This window comes from Staphylococcus nepalensis (genome assembly GCF_014635045.1).
GTDB lineage: Bacteria > Bacillota > Bacilli > Staphylococcales > Staphylococcaceae > Staphylococcus > Staphylococcus nepalensis.
In genome coordinates, this window is the sequence record NZ_BMCF01000009.1 from 1 (window position 1) to 17,406 (window position 17,406).

Annotated in this window: 15 protein-coding genes and 1 rRNA gene; 6 read left to right on the plus strand and 10 right to left on the minus strand. The window is 35.2% G+C overall.

The annotated features are described in order from the left end of the window. Positions 1 to 9: 9 nt before the first annotated feature. A 5S ribosomal RNA gene (gene rrf / locus IEU88_RS11660) occupies positions 10 to 124 on the plus strand. Positions 125 to 596: 472 nt separating this feature from the next. Here the strand turns inward: rrf and ilvA are convergent. The 9 genes from ilvA to ilvD all read right to left on the minus strand — a co-directional run bounded on the left by ilvA (position 597) and on the right by ilvD (position 11,566). After that, complete coding sequence (gene ilvA / locus IEU88_RS11665) at positions 597 to 1,865, minus strand: threonine ammonia-lyase IlvA (RefSeq protein WP_103373571.1); 1,269 nt, start codon at positions 1,863 to 1,865, stop codon at positions 597 to 599. Between the two features lie 27 nt (positions 1,866 to 1,892). Next, complete coding sequence (gene leuD / locus IEU88_RS11670; RefSeq protein WP_096808831.1) at positions 1,893 to 2,468, minus strand: 3-isopropylmalate dehydratase small subunit; 576 nt, start codon at positions 2,466 to 2,468, stop codon at positions 1,893 to 1,895. A 1-nt stretch (position 2,469) separates the two neighbouring features. Then, positions 2,470 to 3,840: a 3-isopropylmalate dehydratase large subunit gene (gene leuC / locus IEU88_RS11675; RefSeq protein WP_103373572.1), complete on the minus strand. Its 1,371-nt coding sequence runs from the start codon at positions 3,838 to 3,840 to the stop codon at positions 2,470 to 2,472. Positions 3,841 to 3,857: 17 nt separating this feature from the next. Then, positions 3,858 to 4,898 carry a 3-isopropylmalate dehydrogenase gene (gene leuB / locus IEU88_RS11680; protein WP_096808833.1) on the minus strand — a complete coding sequence of 347 codons (1,041 nt, stop codon included), beginning with the start codon at positions 4,896 to 4,898 and terminating at the stop codon, positions 3,858 to 3,860. Then, entirely contained in the window at positions 4,895 to 6,430 is a 1,536-nt protein-coding gene (locus IEU88_RS11685; protein ID WP_096808834.1) for a 2-isopropylmalate synthase, read from the minus strand. Before IEU88_RS11685 ends, leuB begins: the two co-directional genes overlap by 4 nt. 125 nt (positions 6,431 to 6,555) lie before the next feature. Further along, positions 6,556 to 7,560 carry a ketol-acid reductoisomerase gene (gene ilvC / locus IEU88_RS11690; protein ID WP_096808835.1) on the minus strand — a complete coding sequence of 335 codons (1,005 nt, stop codon included), beginning with the start codon at positions 7,558 to 7,560 and terminating at the stop codon, positions 6,556 to 6,558. A 44-nt stretch (positions 7,561 to 7,604) separates the two neighbouring features. Next, complete coding sequence (ilvN, locus tag IEU88_RS11695; RefSeq protein WP_096808836.1) at positions 7,605 to 8,078, minus strand: acetolactate synthase small subunit; 474 nt, start codon at positions 8,076 to 8,078, stop codon at positions 7,605 to 7,607. Continuing rightward, a complete protein-coding gene (ilvB, locus tag IEU88_RS11700) occupies positions 8,075 to 9,865 on the minus strand; it encodes a biosynthetic-type acetolactate synthase large subunit (RefSeq protein ID WP_096808837.1) in 1,791 nt (596 codons plus the stop codon). The genes ilvN and ilvB overlap by 4 nt, the downstream gene beginning before the upstream one ends. Before the next feature lie 12 nt (positions 9,866 to 9,877). Beyond that, positions 9,878 to 11,566, minus strand: a complete 1,689-nt coding sequence (gene ilvD / locus IEU88_RS11705; RefSeq protein ID WP_096808838.1) for a dihydroxy-acid dehydratase — start codon at positions 11,564 to 11,566, stop codon at positions 9,878 to 9,880. Positions 11,567 to 12,220: 654 nt separating this feature from the next. Here ilvD and tsaE point away from each other — a divergent pair. From tsaE to IEU88_RS11730, 5 genes are all read left to right on the plus strand, one after another. Next, a complete protein-coding gene (gene tsaE, locus IEU88_RS11710) occupies positions 12,221 to 12,682 on the plus strand; it encodes a tRNA (adenosine(37)-N6)-threonylcarbamoyltransferase complex ATPase subunit type 1 TsaE (protein WP_096808839.1) in 462 nt (153 codons plus the stop codon). Then, positions 12,663 to 13,325: a tRNA (adenosine(37)-N6)-threonylcarbamoyltransferase complex dimerization subunit type 1 TsaB gene (gene tsaB / locus IEU88_RS11715; protein ID WP_103372897.1), complete on the plus strand. Its 663-nt coding sequence runs from the start codon at positions 12,663 to 12,665 to the stop codon at positions 13,323 to 13,325. The genes tsaE and tsaB overlap by 20 nt, the downstream gene beginning before the upstream one ends. Beyond that, positions 13,298 to 13,762: a ribosomal protein S18-alanine N-acetyltransferase gene (rimI, locus tag IEU88_RS11720; RefSeq protein WP_096808841.1), complete on the plus strand. Its 465-nt coding sequence runs from the start codon at positions 13,298 to 13,300 to the stop codon at positions 13,760 to 13,762. Before tsaB ends, rimI begins: the two co-directional genes overlap by 28 nt. Further along, positions 13,755 to 14,783 (plus strand): tRNA (adenosine(37)-N6)-threonylcarbamoyltransferase complex transferase subunit TsaD, encoded by a 1,029-nt coding sequence (gene tsaD / locus IEU88_RS11725; RefSeq protein WP_103372896.1) that lies wholly within the window; start codon positions 13,755 to 13,757, stop codon positions 14,781 to 14,783. Before rimI ends, tsaD begins: the two co-directional genes overlap by 8 nt. Positions 14,784 to 15,075: 292 nt before the next feature. Next, positions 15,076 to 15,498: a VOC family protein gene (locus IEU88_RS11730; protein ID WP_103372895.1), complete on the plus strand. Its 423-nt coding sequence runs from the start codon at positions 15,076 to 15,078 to the stop codon at positions 15,496 to 15,498. A gap of 272 nt (positions 15,499 to 15,770) precedes the next feature. Here the strand turns inward: IEU88_RS11730 and IEU88_RS11735 are convergent, their stop codons facing one another. Next, positions 15,771 to 17,363 carry a MutS-related protein gene (locus IEU88_RS11735; protein ID WP_103372893.1) on the minus strand — a complete coding sequence of 531 codons (1,593 nt, stop codon included), beginning with the start codon at positions 17,361 to 17,363 and terminating at the stop codon, positions 15,771 to 15,773. Positions 17,364 to 17,406 lie beyond the last annotated feature (43 nt).

A 17,406-nucleotide genomic window follows, 5' to 3' on the forward strand; every position in this document is an offset into this window, starting at 1 on the left:
ATCAACTTGTCTGGTGACTATAGCAAGGAGGTCACACCTGTTCCCATGCCGAACACAGAAGTTAAGCTCCTTAGCGCCGATGGTAGTCGGACTTACGTTCCGCAAGAGTAGGACGTTGCCAGGCAAGCATATAGGATGCGATGAGCCGAGACCGAAAGGTCTCTTTTTTTGTCCAAAAGGAGCTTAACTTCCAGTGTGAAGCACTGAAAAACGATTGCCATGAGAAAGCGTTTGAAGCTGACGAACTAAGCGAAAGACGAAACGAGCTTACAAGTGGTAAGTGAGTAAGGAAAGCGTGCAAGTGAGGAAAGATGCGAGCGCTTGCCTCATGGCAAGAAAGCTTCTTAGCGCTGATGGTAGCCGACTTACGTTCCGCAAGAGTAGGACGTTGCCAGGCAAGCATATAGGATGCGATGAGCCGAGACCGAAAGGTCTCTTTTTTTTGCCAAAAGGACTTAACTACCAGTGTGAAGCACTGAAAAACAATTGTCATGAGAAAGCGTTTGAAGCTGACGAACTAAAGGAATACATGAGCCCTCAGCTCATGTATAAGTCCCACTAACTCCGTAAACGGAGAAGAGGGACGTTGTCGAATATTAAATAAGTAGTGAATAAAGCATTTTATTTTCATTGATATAGATATTTGAAGGATCAAATTGATCTACATTTGATTTGAGGTTATCTAAATCTTGATGATTATTTAATTGGATACCGATGATAACTGTTCCTGTATTTTGTGAGCTCTTTTTAAGGTATTCAAATTTGGTAATATCATCTTTCGGTCCAAGGACTTCATTGACAAATTCTCTTAAAGCGCCAGGGCGTTGTGGAAAGTTAAGAATGAAATAGTGTTTCATTTCTTCAAATAACAACGAGCGTTCTTCAATTTCTTTCATACGATTAATATCATTATTGCCACCGCTCACAACGCAAACAACTGTCTTACCTTTAATTTCTGAACGGTATTGTTCTAGTGCTGTCACACTCAATGCGCCTGCAGGTTCAGCAATAATCGCTTGTTTAGAATACATGTCCAATATAGTTGAACATACAGCACCTTCATGCACTTGAACGTAATCATCTACTACATTTTTAGCGATATCATAAGTGATTTCGCCTACTTTTGCTACTGACGCACCGTCTACAAATTTATCAATATCAGGTAAAGTTACAATTTGATTTTGTAGTACTACTGAAGCATACATACTGCTAGCCCCAGCAGGCTCTACACCGATGATAGAAGTTTGTGGTGAATGTGCTTTAAAATAAGTACCTACACCTGAAATTAAACCACCACCGCCAATTGCTGAGAATAAATAATCAAATTGTATATCATCTTCAGCAGATTGTTCAATGATTTCTTTTGCTAATGTGCCTTGCCCAGCAATTGTATAAATGTTGTTAAAGGGGTCAATGAAATTCATTTTATGGTTCTCAGTATACGTAAGTGCTTCTTTCAAGCAATCATCAAAAGTATCTCCTGTTAGGACAACTTCTGCATTACGGCCTCCAAAAAATTTCACTTGGTTAATTTTTTGAAGTGGGGTCGTTACAGGCATAAAAATAACTGCTTTTAAATTTAATTTGTTAGCTGTATATGCAACACCTTGTGCGTGATTACCTGCACTGGCACATGTAATACCATTTTGTCTATCATTTTCATTTAACGCTATAATTGCGTTATAAGCACCTCTCAGTTTAAAGGACCTAACCCATTGTAAGTCTTCTCTTTTTAAATAGACGTTACAATCATATTTAAGTGATAAGTAATGATCCTTTTGTAAGGGTGTTTCTTTAACAACATCTTTTAATTGTAAGAAAGCTTCATCGATATCTTTGGAAGAAACAGTTGTTTTTACAGTCATAAATTTCACACCTTTATTTAAATTTCGTTAAAATGTTTTTGCTGTTTCGTATGCTTGAATTTGATCTTCATATTGAAGTGTTACTGCAATATCATCAAGTCCGTTAATAAGCTTGTTTTTCCAGGTTTCATCAATGTCAAAATGAAATTGTTTGTTTCCTGCAGTCACTGTTTGATTAGGCAAATCAACAGTGACTTCTCCTGTTTCTACTATATATTCTCTTTCGTTTTCATCTAAAACGATAGGCAGCATAGCGTTTTTAGTACAGTTCATATAAAAAATATCGCTATAACTACCGGCAATAATAATATCAAAACCGTAATCTTTAATGGCCCAAGCTGCATGTTCACGACTTGATCCACATCCAAAATTATCACCTGTCACCAAAATAGAAGCGTCTTTGTATTCAGGTTTATTTGGGTTGAACTCTGGATTGTCTGATCCGTCTGCTAAATAACGCCATTCATCAAAAGCAAAGGGCCCAAATCCTGATTTTGAAATACGTTTCAAGTGTACTTTGGGGATAATTTGGTCAGTGTCAATATTATCGTGAAATAATGGCACAACTTTTCCTGTATAAGTTGTAATAGGTTGGATATCCATATTATACAACCACCTTTCTAACGTCTACAAATCTACCGTTAATTGCTGCCGCAGCAGCCATGGCAGGGGAGACTAAGTGTGTTCGTGCACCTTTACCTTGGCGTCCCTCAAAATTACGGTTACTTGTTGAAGCGCAGTGAACCCCATCTGGTACTTGGTCTGGATTCATTCCTAGGCACATGGAGCAACCTGGTTCTCTCCATTCAAAACCAGCATTTTTAAATACTTTATCAAGACCTAATTTTTCAGCTTCTATTTTTACGGTTCTAGATCCTGGCACAACAATTGCAGTGATATTAGGATGCACTTGATTTCCTTCTACAATGTGGCTTGCTTCAATAAGGTCAGATAGTCGAGCATTCGTACATGAACCTAAGAATACATAACCTAATTCAATATCTTCTGCTTTTTGGCCTGGTTCTAATCCCATATAGTTATAAGCACGTTCATCATTCACATCTTCAATTTCTGGGAAGGGTGTATTAAAACTCACACCCATTTCAGGGCTTGTCCCCCAAGTTACTTGCGGCTCTAAATCTGACACATCAAGTTGAATAACTTTATCAAATTCTGCGTCTTTATCTGTATACAGCTCACGCCATTCATCAACTGCGTATTTATAATTTGTTGCGTAAGGGCGCCCTTGAACATATTCAAATGTTGTTTCATCAGGGGCCATCATGCCGTATTTGGCTCCAGCTTCAATTGCCATATTACAAATGGTCATTCTAGCTTCCATTGACAAACTACTGATTGTTTCGCCAGAGAATTCAAGGGCATACCCCGTACCGAAATCTACACCATATTGATTAATCAGATATAAGATAATGTCTTTAGCATATACACCTGTAGGTAATTGACCTGTAACATCGATTTTAAGATTTTTTGGTTTGGTTTGCCATAACGTTTGTGTGGCAAAGACGTGTTCAACTTCACTTGTACCAATACCAAAAGCGATTGCACCGAAAGCACCGTGTGTAGCTGTATGAGAATCACCACATACAATCGTTTTGCCAGGTTGTGTAAGTCCAGTTTCAGGACCAACCATATGCACGATGCCTTGTTCGTCAGATCCCATATCAAATATATGAACGTCAAATTCTGTAGCGTTTTTTTGAAGTGTTGTGATTTGTTTATTCGCTATTTCATCTTTAATGTTAAAAATATCTACTGTCGGTACGTTATGATCTAATGTCGCATATGTTAAATCTGGTCTACGAAGTTTTCTATTTTGTAGTCTTAGTCCTTCAAATGCTTGAGGAGATGTGACTTCATGTATAAGATGCAAATCTATATATAATAATTGTGGGTCACCTTCTTTACCAGTTAAGACATGCTTGTTCCAAACTTTATCAAATAGTGTTTTACCCATATGACATCTCCTCCTTTTTAAAGATTTTGTTTAACGAATTTAAAAATATCTGATGTATTATAATTACCATTGAGGTCGCGCGTTGTTTTTTCTTCTTCAATAAGTTGGTAAACGACCGATTCTAATTTATTAGCGGCTTCTGTTTCTTTAAGACTTTCTCTTAGACACATGACGAGTGATAAAAGCATGCCGAATGGATTGGCTTTATCTTGGTTAGCGATATCAGGCGCAGAACCGTGAATAGGTTCATATAGCCTTGGCCCATTTTCACTAAAACTGGCTGACGGAGAAAGACCTAAAGAACCTGGGATAACCGATGCTTCATCACTTAAAATATCTCCGAATAAATTTTCAGTGACGATGACGTCAAATTGAGACGGGTTAGTAATTAAATGCATTGCACAAGCATCGACAAGTAAATGATTTACTTCTACATCTGGGTATTCATTAGCAACGTCATTGATAACCTTACGCCATAATTTACTAGATGAAAGCACATTTTCTTTATCCACAGAAGTCAATTTCTTGTGACGTTTTTGAGCTAAATCAAAGGCAACTCTTGCGATTCGTTCAATTTCTTCACGTGTATAAGTTAAAGAATCTAAAGCTTGTTTTTCATTCCAATGTTTTGGTTCACCGAAGTATATACCGCCCGTTAATTCTCTGACTAAGATAAAATCGGTACCTGCAACGCGTTCTTTTTTAATAGGTGACAAGTGACTTGTACCACTAGTGACTGTAGTAGGGCGGATGTTAGCAAATAAACCTAATGATTTACGAATACCTAATAGGCCTTGTTCGGGTCTATTATTAGGATCTGTCCATTTAGGTCCTCCTACAGCACCTAGCAGAATGGCATCTGCTTGCTTACAAGCATTTAGTGTCGTATCGGGTAGCGGCGTACCGTGATTGTCTATTGCGATGCCGCCAAAATCATGGGTTTCTATTTCATAATTAAAATTAAAGTCAGAACTTAATTGAGAAAGAATTTCTAATGAACCATTTAAAATTTCAGGTCCAATACCATCGCCGGGTAGAGCAACAATTTTATAACTCATGAGTGAATACCTTCTTCCACTTTCGAATTTGAGACATATTTAGCATGAGCTTCTACATATGATTTGCATGAAGCTAATAAAATGTCATGATCGATACCTACGCCAGTAACTTCTTGATCTCCAATTTTAATTTGTACGTGTACTTCTGCTTGTGCATCCGTTCCTTCAGTTACAGACTCTATGCGATAATCAATAAGTTCCGTTTCGCGATTGAAAATACGATCTACTGCATTATATACAGAAACAATAGAGCCGGTACCGATACTTGAATCTTGATACGTATGACCATCTTTATCTTTAATGACGACCACAGCACTTTGTAATCCATTTGAAACGAATTGTAGTTGCAATGTTTCAACTTTGTAAATCGCATTTTGTTCATGCTCAGTACCTTGAATTAATGCGTGAATATCTCTATCAGTAACTGCTTTTTTCTTATCGGCAATTGTTTTAAATTGCTTAAATAGTGCTTTTTGTTCTTCTGGTTCAACTTCATAGCCTAATGCAATTAGTTTTTCTGAAAATGCGTGTTTACCCGATAGTTTTCCTAATGGTAATTCAGTTGTTTTAACGCCTACGAGTTGAGGTGTCATAATTTCATATGTTTCAGGGTTCTTAAGGACGCCATCTTGATGAATTCCTGATTCATGGCTGAATGCATTTTGACCAACAATTGCTTTGTTTCTAGGGACTCGAATACCTGCGTATCGAGCAATCAAATCAGAAGTGTCTTTCGTTTCTTCAAGATTTATTCTAGTTTGGTTACCGTAATGATCTTGTCGAACGTAAAGGCCAAGTGCTACTTCCTCAAGGGCCGTATTACCTGCACGTTCCCCAATACCATTTAAAGTTCCCTCAATACGTTTTGCGCCGTTCTCTATTGCAGCCATACTATTTGCAACTGCTAAACCTAAATCGTCATGACAGTGTGCACTGTAGATGACTTCATGATCAGTTTTAATTTTTTCTTGGAGTGTTTTAAAAATTTTGCCATATTCTGAAGGGTAACTAAAGCCAACAGTATCAGGTATATTGATTACACTTGCTCCAGCATCAACAGCAGTTTGGACACATTCGATTAAGAAAGGTAATTCAGTTCTTGTAGCATCTTCTGGTGAAAATTGAACGAGCTCAAAGTAATTTGTAGCATAGGCTACATGCTCTTTGATTGATGCTAAAACGTCTTCTTTAGACATCATTAGTTTTGAATCACGGTGGATAGGGCTAGTTGCTAAGAATACGTGTATTCTAGGCTTTACAGCTTCCTTAGTTGATTCATAAACGGCGTCAATATCTTTCTTCACACAACGTGCTAATCCACAAACAGCAGTTGTTGTTAAGGTTTTAGAAATCTCTTCCACAGATTTAAAACTACCTGTACTTGAAGCGGGGAAACCAGCTTCTATAATATCTACACCCCATTTTTCAAGTTGCTTAGCGATTTTTAGACGCTCATCGAATGAAAAATTGACGCCCGGTGTTTGTTCGCCGTCTCTTAGTGTGGTATCAAATATTTGAATATGGCTATTCATTTTAAACATCTCCTAATAAATAAATTTTAGCAACATATGATGTAATGGCTGAAGAATCGCACATTACAGTAAATATCAAAGATATTTTACACAGTTTGATTCTCCAGATATCATCATATAACTAATTATTTTTCAATACTTTTTGATTTAATAAACGGCATCATTTCACGTAGATCTTTGCCTACTGCTTCAATTTGATGTCCGTGTTGTTCGTCACGCAATTTATGGAATTCTTCAAAGTTATTTTCATTATCTTTGATGAAACGATCACTGAAGTTTCCTTGTTGAATGTCGTTAAGCACTGCTTTCATATTATCTTTAACATCTGGAGTAATTACGCGTGGACCTGATACATAATCACCAAATTCAGCTGTATTTGAAATTGAATAACGCATATTTTCCATACCGCCCTCGTACATTAAGTCAACAATAAGTTTCATTTCATGTAACACTTCAAAATAAGCGATTTCTGGTTGATAACCAGCTTCGACAAGTGTTTCGAAACCAGATTGAATTAATTTTGTTGTACCACCACAGAGCACTGCTTGTTCACCAAATAAATCTGTTTCAGTTTCTTCTTTAAATGATGTTTCTAAAACGCCTGCACGTGTTGCACCAATTCCTTTAGCATAACTTAACGCTAAATCAGTAGCTTCACCACTTGCATCTTGTTCGACTGCAAATAGGGCAGGTACTGCGCTTCCTTCAGTAAATGTACGTCTAACTAAATGTCCGGGACCTTTTGGTGCTACTAAAAATACATCTACTGTTTCTGGTGGTTGGATCACATTAAAGTGAATATTAAAGCCGTGTGCAAAAACAAGTGCGTTATTTGGTTCTAAATTAGGTTCAATTTCTTCTTTATATACTTGTCCTTGAATTTCATCGGGTAAAAGCACCATGATGACATCAGCTTGTTTTGCTGCTTCATTTACAGGGTAAACTTCGAAGCCGTCATCTTTTGCTTTATCAAAAGAGCGTCCAGGTCTAATACCGATGATGACATCGTAGCCGTTGTCTTTTAAATTTTGAGCATGGGCATGGCCTTGTGAACCATATCCAATGATTGCAATTTTTTTACCTTGTAATGCATCTTTCGTAACTGATTGGTCATAATAAACTGTTGTCATAATAAAATCCTCCATGTTTTAAAATATCGTTTTAGTACTTAGCTTTAAACTAAACTTGCTGAACCAGTTCTAGAAACTTGTTCAATGTTATATGATGATAGATCGTCTAATAAGTTGTCCATTGTATACTGTGGGCCAGAAGCTTGAAGATACGTATAAGGCGCCTCACTTTTTAGAACTGAAACTAGCGCATCATATGGTTTAATAATATTTTGTAAATCTTGATGATTACTTGGTGTTTCTAATTTCACAAGTACTAATTCTCTGTTGTATGTGTTTGTATCCGTGATGTCTTCTACTTCTATGATGTTTATTTGTTTTTCGAGTTGTCTTAATAGATTTCGTAACACATCTGAATCTGGGATTTCTGCTACAAAAGTAATATTAGAAATTCCTTCTTCTCGAGTGGGTGTTACTGATAGTGTGACAATATTAAATTGCCTACGTACAAAAATACCTGTTAATCTGTTTAAAGTACCAGCCTTGTCCATAACTTTGGTTCTAAATGTGCGTCTCATAATAATCCCTCCATCTCGTAGTTAGCTTTACCACTAGGAACCATTGGATTAACGGGTTCAATTGGTGAAATACGAACGTCAATTAACGCGGGACCATCATGTTGGAAAGCTTCATCTAGTTTTTGTTCTAAATGCGCCGGATCATCTATAAGAAATCCTTTAACGTTATAAGCTTCTCCTAATTTTAAGAAATCAGGTTGTCCGTTAAATACAGAATGAGAGAAACGTTTATTAAAGAATTTATCTTGCCATTGCTTAACCATCCCTAAAGTACCATTGTTTATGATTACTATTTTAATATCCAAGTTGTATTCTTCTAAGATTGCCATTTCTTGGTTTGTCATTTGGAAACCGCCATCACCTACAAAAGCTACGACCGTTTTATCAGGTTCTGCTAACTTTGCACCGATTGCAGCGGGGATACCAAAGCCCATTGTTCCTAAGCCACCGCTTGTTACTAATTGACCATGGTTTTTAAATGGGTAGTATTGTGCAACCCACATTTGATGTTGGCCTACGTCAGTAGTAACCACGGCGTCACCTTGAGTAATTTCTCCTATATATTCAATTGTGCGTTGTGGTTTTGAGAAAGTACCATCAGCGTCTTCTTTAAAAGCGAAAGGCTGTGCTGATTTATTGTTAAAACATGTTTCTAGCCATTCTTCGTGTCTGATTGAATAGCTTTCAAAATCTAATAAAGCTTCTAAAGTTGCTTTACAGTCCGCTACAATACCTAAATCCACTTTGATAATTTTATTTATTTCTGAAGGGTCGATATCTATATGAACAATTTTGGCATTAGGAGCAAATTCATCTGGTTTACTAGCAAGCCTATCATCGAAGCGGCTTCCAAAATTAATGAGTAAATCACACTCTGTTAATGCCATGTTACTTGCATAGGAACCATGCATGCCTCCCATTCCTAAAAACAGGGGATTGTCATATGGAATTGCTCCTAGTCCTAATAAAGTGCTTACTACAGGTAATTGATGTCGTGTAACAAACTCGGTCAATACTTCATTTGCTTTAGCATGGTTAATACCAGCTCCTGAAAGTACAATAGGCTTTTTAGAAGTTTTCAAATAATCACGTAATTTTTGAATTTCAGTTTTATCCGGTTTGTTAGGTACCGAGTAACCAGGTAAATCTAGTTCATTTGAAACATCTACATTAGTTGATAAAATACCCATGTCTTTAGGGAAGTCAATGACAACTGGTCCTTTTCTTCCAGAATTAGCAATGTGAAATGCTTCATGAAGTACTTTTGGTATTTCATTTACATTTTTGATTTGATAGTTATGCTTAGTAATTGGCGTCGTCATTGAAAGTAAATCCGCTTCTTGAAAGGCGTCTTTGCCAATACCTGCTGTCGCTACTTGGCCAGTAATAACTACCAATGGTAAAGAGTCACTATATGCATCTGCAATACCAGTGATCGCATTTGTGGCTCCTGGTCCGCTTGTCACTACAACAACACCTGTTTTACCAGAAACACGGGCATACCCTTCAGCAGCGTGAGTTGCGCCTTGTTCATGTCTAGCTAAAATGTGCTCGATTTTCCCTTCATAAAATGTGTCATATAATGGGAGTACTGCACCGCCAGGGTAACCAAATATGAAATCTACACCTTCATTTGCGAGCGAATCTACTAATAATTCTGAACCAGATTTCATTTCATCAATTGTTTCTTTTTCTAATTCCATTTCAGGTTCAATTGTTTCTGTTGTTTCTAAATAATCTAAATTTTCTGACTTTTCGTATTCAAGTATTTCAGTTTGTTTAGACATAATGCTCACTCCTTAAATGAGATCTTCAGGTACTTGCATAATACCACCTGTGTTAGCGCTTGTTACTAATGCAGTATAACGTGCAAGATAACCAGTTTTTACTTTTGCTTTAAATTGTTTTAAGTTTTGTTTTCTGGATTCCAATACTTCATCTAAAACTTCTACGTTTAATGTCCTGTTCGTTAAATCAATCGTAATTTCGTCGTTATTTTCAATTAAAGCGATAGGGCCACCTGATGCAGCTTCTGGTGAAATATGTCCGACTGCTATGCCTCTCGTCGCTCCTGAAAATCTACCATCTGTAATTAATGCAACATCTTTACCTAAACCTCTACCTACAATAGAAGATGTAGGAGCTAACATCTCTGGCATACCAGGGCCACCTTTAGGTCCTTCATATCTGATAACAACTACGTGTCCTTCACGCACAACGTGATTATCAATCGCTTCCACAGCTTCATCATGTGAATCGAAACAGATTGCTTTTCCTTTAAATACTTTAATTGAAGGGTCGACTCCACCAACCTTAATAACTGCACCATTTGGAGCTAAGTTACCGTATAAGATGGAAAGGCCACCTTGTTTGTCATATGGATTATCGAGATGTCTAATAACGTCACTATTTAGTATTGCTTTGTTCTCATTGTTCTCACGAAGCGTTTTTCCTGTAGCTGTAATTCTATCTGGATGCAATGTACCTTCTTTCTTAAATAATTCATTGATAATAGCTGGAACGCCACCTGCCTCGTGTACATCATGCATTGAATATGAAGAACTTGGTGCGATTTTTGAGAGGTAAGGTGTTTTCTTTGCAATCTCGTTAATTCTTGAGAGGTCGTAGTCGATACCAGCTTCATTTGCAATAGCTAAAGTGTGTAAAACAGTGTTTGTTGAACCACCCATTGCCATGTCTAAAGCGAATGCATCATCAATTGCTTCTTTTGTTACAATGTCTCTTGGTTTAATATCATTTTTGATATTATCAACAAGTTTAAACGCTGCTTCACGAATCATTTCTCTACGTTGTTCGCTTACTGCTAATGCTGTGCCATTATATGGGAGAGCCAATCCTAAAACTTCCATTAAGCAATTCATTGAATTCGCTGTAAACATACCAGAACATGAACCACAAGTAGGGCAAGCATTTTGTTCCATATCTAGAAATTCGTCTTTTGAAATTGAACCATCTTTAAATGCACCAACGGCCTCAAACATGGAAGACAAAGTTAATGCTTTACCTTGTGATGATAAGCCTGCTTTCATAGGCCCACCTGAGCAGAAAATAGCTGGAACGTTAGTTCTTACAGATGCTAATAACATGCCAGGTGTAATCTTGTCACAGTTCGGTATGTAAAAAACACCATCAAACCAATGTGCATTGATAACAGTTTCTGCAGCGTCTGCAATGATTTCTCTGGACGGAAGTGAATATCTCATTCCAATATGTCCCATTGCAATACCGTCATCAACACCGATAGTGTCAAATTCAAAGGGAATAGCGCCTGCTTCACGAATTGCTTCTTTAGCAATATCCGCAAGTTCTCTTAAATGAACATGTCCTGGGACAATGTCAATGTATGAATTACAAATAGCTACGAAAGGCTTGTTCATATCTGTTGGTTTTTCTAAAGCGCCTGTTGCGTGCAAAAGGCTTCTTGCTGGAGCTTGATGATCTCCTTTTTTGATCATATCGCTTCTCATATTAATTCCCCCATAAATTTGAAAATAAAAAAGCGTCCCAATAAATAATTGGGACGCTTTTGAGTCCCATTCAACTAGAAATAGGACTTAAACATTTAGTAGATTCTTTACTAAAGTTCCAGTCCTAATAGCATAATAAAATGACTAAAATATTTGAAGTTGTTGGTTGGTATTGCGTTGTATGTTTGGTCATTTTATTATGCTCCTTTCCGATAGAATGGTTTGTTTTTATTTGTTAAATTGAATTGTCTAAAAATTCGATAAATTAAATTTACTATACTGAAGCCATACTGTCAATGATTTTTTAAATTTTCTCTCAATTCACACAATTTTAAATACTTAGAACTTATTTTAGTTTGAAGTAAAATACTAAAAAATTTGTTAAACTGTAATAGTTAATTTAATAAAATCAAATGTTTGAGCGTACCATCATTTTTATAGAATATATTCATTTATATAAAGTATAAGTCGATTTAAACTTAAATAATATTTAAATGGAGCGGGTTGGACAACAAACATATTTAAAAAAATAAATTTGTCGTTCCATTGTAGTAAGTATGACTAAAAAATTGCTTAGTTAAGCAGGTTACATGAAGCAAGCTCGATACGAATCCAAATTAATTTGGAAGTGTCGCTAAAAAAAAGGAGAGGAATATGATTAAAATTAAAGGATTGGAAAATATGGAGCAATTTGGTGAAATATTAACGAAACATCTATCTGCCGGAGATATCATATTATTGAACGGTGATCTAGGTGCGGGAAAAACAACATTAAGTCAATTTATTGGTAAAGCACTGGGGGTCAAACGTAATATTAATTCTCCAACTTTTAATATCATTAAATCTTATCAAGGTGAAACTTTAAAATTACATCATATGGATTGTTATAGATTAGAAGATAGCGAAGAAGATTTAGGTTTCGATGAATATTTTGAAGATAAAGCAATCACATTGATAGAGTGGAGTCAATTTATAACAGAATTTTTACCACCTGAGCATCTTATTATTAATATTAAAACAGTAAGCCCAACTGAAAGAGACATAGAAATAAAAGCCGTTGGTCAACATTATCTAAAAATAAAGGAGGCTGTTGAACATGAAATGCTTGTTGATTGATACATCGAATCAACCTTTATCTGTTGCAGTGATGCAAGATGATAACGTACTTAGCGAAATAAATTCAAATATAAAGCAGAATCATTCTACTCAATTGATGCCAGCTATCCAACAGGCGATTGGTGAAAGCCAAATAGCGAAAGAAGATATTGACGCGATTATTGTAGCTCAAGGACCAGGTTCTTACACAGGATTAAGAATTGGTGTAACAGTTGCTAAAACTTTAGCATACGCATTGAATGCTGAATTATACGGTGTTTCATCGCTCAAAGCGTTAGCTGCCACTGTGCAAGATGATAAACGTTTAATTGTACCTATTTTTGATGCCCGGAGAGAAGCAGTATATACAGGTATTTATGAATATAAAGCAAATAATTTAGTGAAAGTTAAAGAAGACCAATATTTACCAATACAAACGCTCCTTGATTTATTACATCGTATGGGCAAACCATATGTATTTGTGGGTATAGACACTGAAAAATTAAAAGACTTATTAGATAGTGAGGGTATACCTAACTTACCTAAAGCAAAATATATGAAAAAACTTATTGAAACTACTGCCGATATTCATCAATTTAAACCCAATTATATTAAATTATCTGAGGCCGAGAGAAATTGGTTAAACCAACAGAACAAGAATTAAATATACGTTTGATGACTATAAAAGATGTACCACAAGTATTTGATATAGAAAGAAATAGCTTTAATGACAGTAGTTGGACAATAGACGCTTTTTATCATGAGATAGAAAAAAATGAATTTGCGCACTATTTTATAATAGAATTTAATGAGGAAATTGTTGGTTATATTGGTATATGGATTGTGATTGATCAAGCTCAGATTACAACTGTAGCAATAGATGAGGCTTATAGAGGTTACGGGTTAGGACAATTATTATTAAAATATGCAATGAACTACGTACAAACGAAATGTGAAATTATGAGTTTAGAAGTACGTGTAGATAACGAAGTAGCACAACATGTTTATACTAATTTAGGTTTTCAATATGGCGGTAAGCGAAAAAATTATTACGGTGAAGGTGAGGATGCGATAGTGATGTGGGTGAATTTAAATGAATAATCAAACGTTAATTTTAGCAGTTGAATCTAGTTGTGATGAAACTAGTGTAAGTATTATAAAAAACGGAACGCAAATTTTAAGCAATATTGTGTTAAGTCAAATTGAAAGTCATAAACGTTTTGGTGGCGTCGTACCAGAAGTTGCGAGTAGGCATCATGTTGAAGGTATCACTACAACAATTGATCAAGCTTTAAGAGAAGCAAAATTACAAATGAAGGATATCAATGCAATTGCAGTAACGCAAGGACCTGGACTAATAGGTGCTTTATTAGTAGGTATCAATGCTGCAAAGGCGCTTGCTTTTGCTTACGACAAACCTTTGATACCCGTGCATCATATTGCAGGTCATATTTATGCTAATCATTTAGAGCACCCTTTACAATTTCCATTAATGGCTTTAATTGTTTCGGGAGGTCACACAGAACTTGTATATATGAAAGACCATTTAAATTTTGAAGTCATAGGAGAAACACGAGATGACGCAGTTGGAGAGGCTTATGATAAAGTTGCGAGAACGATTGGATTAGGTTATCCAGGTGGGCCACAAATTGATCAGTTAGCAGCAAAAGGTCAAGATAGTTATGGCTTTCCGCGCGTATGGTTAGACGCTAATAGTTATGATTTTAGTTTTAGTGGGTTAAAAAGTGCAGTGATTAACAAATTGCATAATTTACGTCAAAAAAATTGTGAAATCAAACCTGAAGATGTAGCAACTAGTTTTCAAAATAGTGTTGTAGAAGTATTGGTTGGAAAATCAATATCAGCTTGTGAAGCTTATGATGTGAAACAGTTAATTGTAGCAGGAGGCGTTGCAAGTAACAAAGGTTTAAGGGCGAAATTAACTGAAGTATGTGACACGCATGGTATTAACTTGCGTATTCCAAGCCCAAGCCTGTGTACAGATAATGCAGCAATGATTGGCGCAGCAGCGCATTATTTATATCAAGCAGGTTATACAGGAGATATGTCATTAAATGGTTTTAATAATATGGATATAGAACAATTTTCAATAGTTAAATAATTATTTAAAAATATAATAGCTCATGTATTTCTACGTTTGTTTCGGTCAAATAAGAGAAAAGTAACTAGATAAGCAGAAATATGACATCAACTTGATGGTTGGTTTCATTTTCTGCTTTTTTAATATTTAAATTTGATATAAAAATTTGTATTGAAGTAAATTAGATCTTGTTTTTAAGTAAAAAGTAATTTTGTATAGCATACTAAGTTAAAATGTTTAAGTGTGAGAAATGGGGTATAAGTATTTTAGTGTTTTTTTATGGATTCACGCATTAAAAAAAGGGGGTTTTGAAATGAAATCAGTTCAGTATTTTAACTTTCAAAATAGTTTAGCTGCATTAGATTTTTACGAAAAAAATTTAGGTGCAACAGATATTCAGCGTGTAGGCGGAGATCATGAAATGTTTGCGGATATGCCTGAAGAATATCAAGTCGATAAAAACTTTACAATGAATGCGTCCTTCAAAATTTTAGGAGAAACATTCTATTGTAGTGATACATGGAAAAATAAAAAAATTGATAATAGTGGTGCGATTGTAACATTTACGTTTGACTATCATAATGAAGCGGAGAAACAACTTGCGATTGACTTTTTTAATAAAGCGATTATAGCAGGATGTGAAGAAACAATGCCTTTAGGTAAGACAGAATGGTCTAATCTTTATGGTATGTTCAATGATCCATTTGGCGTAACTTGGATAATTAATGCAGAATAATAAATTTAAATACGTCAAATGGTTATGAAGACGTGCAGTGCTTAGTAAAGAGGTTTCGCTTATTTACTACACTTTACTAAGCTTCTTTTACATAAAAAAGAGACCACATCGGTCTCTCATTATTTATAAAAAATTCAATAATTGTATGGTTTTCAGTTAGGTTTGCTAGGATAAGATACATTGGTTTAGAAGGATATGATTTCTGCATCTCGCCTTTGGTTTTAAGATTAAACAATATTGCGTAAAAACTTAATTTACACCATGAAATCATTTTAAGAGGATGACGCCTGAGCACGTGAATAAACTTGTTCAGGAAAATCCATAATTCTTAATAGTTCAATAGCATTCCTCGTATCTGCTTTGCCAGATTTCACTTTGTAATCGAAAGTAATTCCATTGTCAGAAATGATTTCATTAAAATGATAATTTATATAATTGTGTTTTAATAATGAAGTTAATTCAATATCATGAGTTGCAGCAATCACTCTGTAATGTTTACAGTGGCCTAAGTAATTTAAAACAGATTCAGAAGCTGCAATTCTTTCTGTAGTATTTGTTCCCTTGAAAATTTCATCTATGAAACAATAAACCGAGTTATTTGTTTGTATATCAAATAAACGCTTTATTGATTTAATCTCGGTCATAAAATAACTATCGCCAGATAATATATCGTCTTGATTAACCATAGAAGTATAAACTAAACCTGGTTTAAATTTGAAATGCTTTGCGGTCACGGTATATACTGTTTGAGCTAATATAAGATTTAACGCGATAGATTTCATAAAAGTAGACTTACCGGAAGCGTTTGAACCAGTTAGTAAAATATGACTATTGATCTCTAAATCATTAGGCACTGCGTAATCAAGTAGGGGATGTGTAATTTCCTCAAATTCCAGTGTGCTTGCTTCGTTTTCTTCTGGAAATGTATATTGTGTTAATGTTTCCCTCCATAATGCCACAGCATAATGATTATCAATATTTGCTATATAGTCGTAACATGACATCACTTCGGACTCGTATTTTTTAAAACTATTTTGTATTAAGTGAAAAATGTGGTAATCCAGCATAAACATAGTTTTAAATAAAAAAGCAAATACCATAGCATCTTCAGACGTATTAACTTTTCCTAACAATCCACTCAGTTTACGAGCAGTTTTAAAATGACTGAAATCAACATCTATCGTAGGGACGCCATCAATTTTTTGTAGCGCATACGCTTTTTTAATAACCATTGATGTATAAAATATTGAATTTAAATCTTGATTGAATGTCTTTTTTAGCACCCCGCTTAAAACCATATTAAAAATGGCACTAAGTATCGTTAGTAATATGCCTAAACCAGGATTGAAAAAAGAAAAAATAATAAAAATCAAAGGGAAATACGTGCATAACATAAAACAATTATTTCGTTTAACCGTATATAGTTGGTCCGGGAATGTTGGATAAATTGCTTTACCGATTTCTGCTAAATGTATAGAAAGTTGTATCCGAAATGATTCATCATGTTTAAATTTATGTATTAAGCTTTGGTTACTGATTGTAAACATTTTTCTTAAGGTTGCATATAATCTCATTTCCCCTATAGCAGTAAAATTAAAGTTCATTTTCTCAAACATAGCGTTAATGTTTAAATCTGAATAAGTTTTATCATCTACTAATGCGTTTTTATCATATTGAAATTGATATGTATCAAACTGATAACTATATATATGGTTCGGCCGAACAAAATTCTCTAGAGGCTTTTGCTTTGACCATAAGAGCTGGATATCATGCTTTAATTTTTTATTTGTCACAATATTTGTCATCATAGACACGAGGAAAGCAGCGATGATAAAAGCAATAAAAAACCAAAATAACGGTAACATAGGACCGATCTCTCTTTTTAATGATTACAATAATTATGTCATT

Bases quoted from the DNA above. Each gene is read 5' to 3' on its own strand.
- ilvA (WP_103373571.1), bottom strand. From the start codon at position 1,865: ATGACTGTAAAAACAACTGTTTCTTCCAAAGATATCGATGAAGCTTTC.
- leuD (WP_096808831.1), bottom strand. From the start codon at position 2,468: ATGGATATCCAACCTATTACAACTTATACAGGAAAAGTTGTGCCATTA.
- leuC (WP_103373572.1), bottom strand. From the start codon at position 3,840: ATGGGTAAAACACTATTTGATAAAGTTTGGAACAAGCATGTCTTAACT.
- leuB (WP_096808833.1), bottom strand. From the start codon at position 4,898: ATGAGTTATAAAATTGTTGCTCTACCCGGCGATGGTATTGGACCTGAA.
- IEU88_RS11685 (WP_096808834.1), bottom strand. From the start codon at position 6,430: ATGAATAGCCATATTCAAATATTTGATACCACACTAAGAGACGGCGAA.
- ilvC (WP_096808835.1), bottom strand. From the start codon at position 7,560: ATGACAACAGTTTATTATGACCAATCAGTTACGAAAGATGCATTACAA.
- ilvN (WP_096808836.1), bottom strand. From the start codon at position 8,078: ATGAGACGCACATTTAGAACCAAAGTTATGGACAAGGCTGGTACTTTA.
- ilvB (WP_096808837.1), bottom strand. From the start codon at position 9,865: ATGTCTAAACAAACTGAAATACTTGAATACGAAAAGTCAGAAAATTTA.
- ilvD (WP_096808838.1), bottom strand. From the start codon at position 11,566: ATGAGAAGCGATATGATCAAAAAAGGAGATCATCAAGCTCCAGCAAGA.
- tsaE (WP_096808839.1), top strand. From the start codon at position 12,221: ATGATTAAAATTAAAGGATTGGAAAATATGGAGCAATTTGGTGAAATA.
- tsaB (WP_103372897.1), top strand. From the start codon at position 12,663: ATGAAATGCTTGTTGATTGATACATCGAATCAACCTTTATCTGTTGCA.
- tsaD (WP_103372896.1), top strand. From the start codon at position 13,755: ATGAATAATCAAACGTTAATTTTAGCAGTTGAATCTAGTTGTGATGAA.
- IEU88_RS11730 (WP_103372895.1), top strand. From the start codon at position 15,076: ATGAAATCAGTTCAGTATTTTAACTTTCAAAATAGTTTAGCTGCATTA.
- IEU88_RS11735 (WP_103372893.1), bottom strand. From the start codon at position 17,363: ATGTTACCGTTATTTTGGTTTTTTATTGCTTTTATCATCGCTGCTTTC.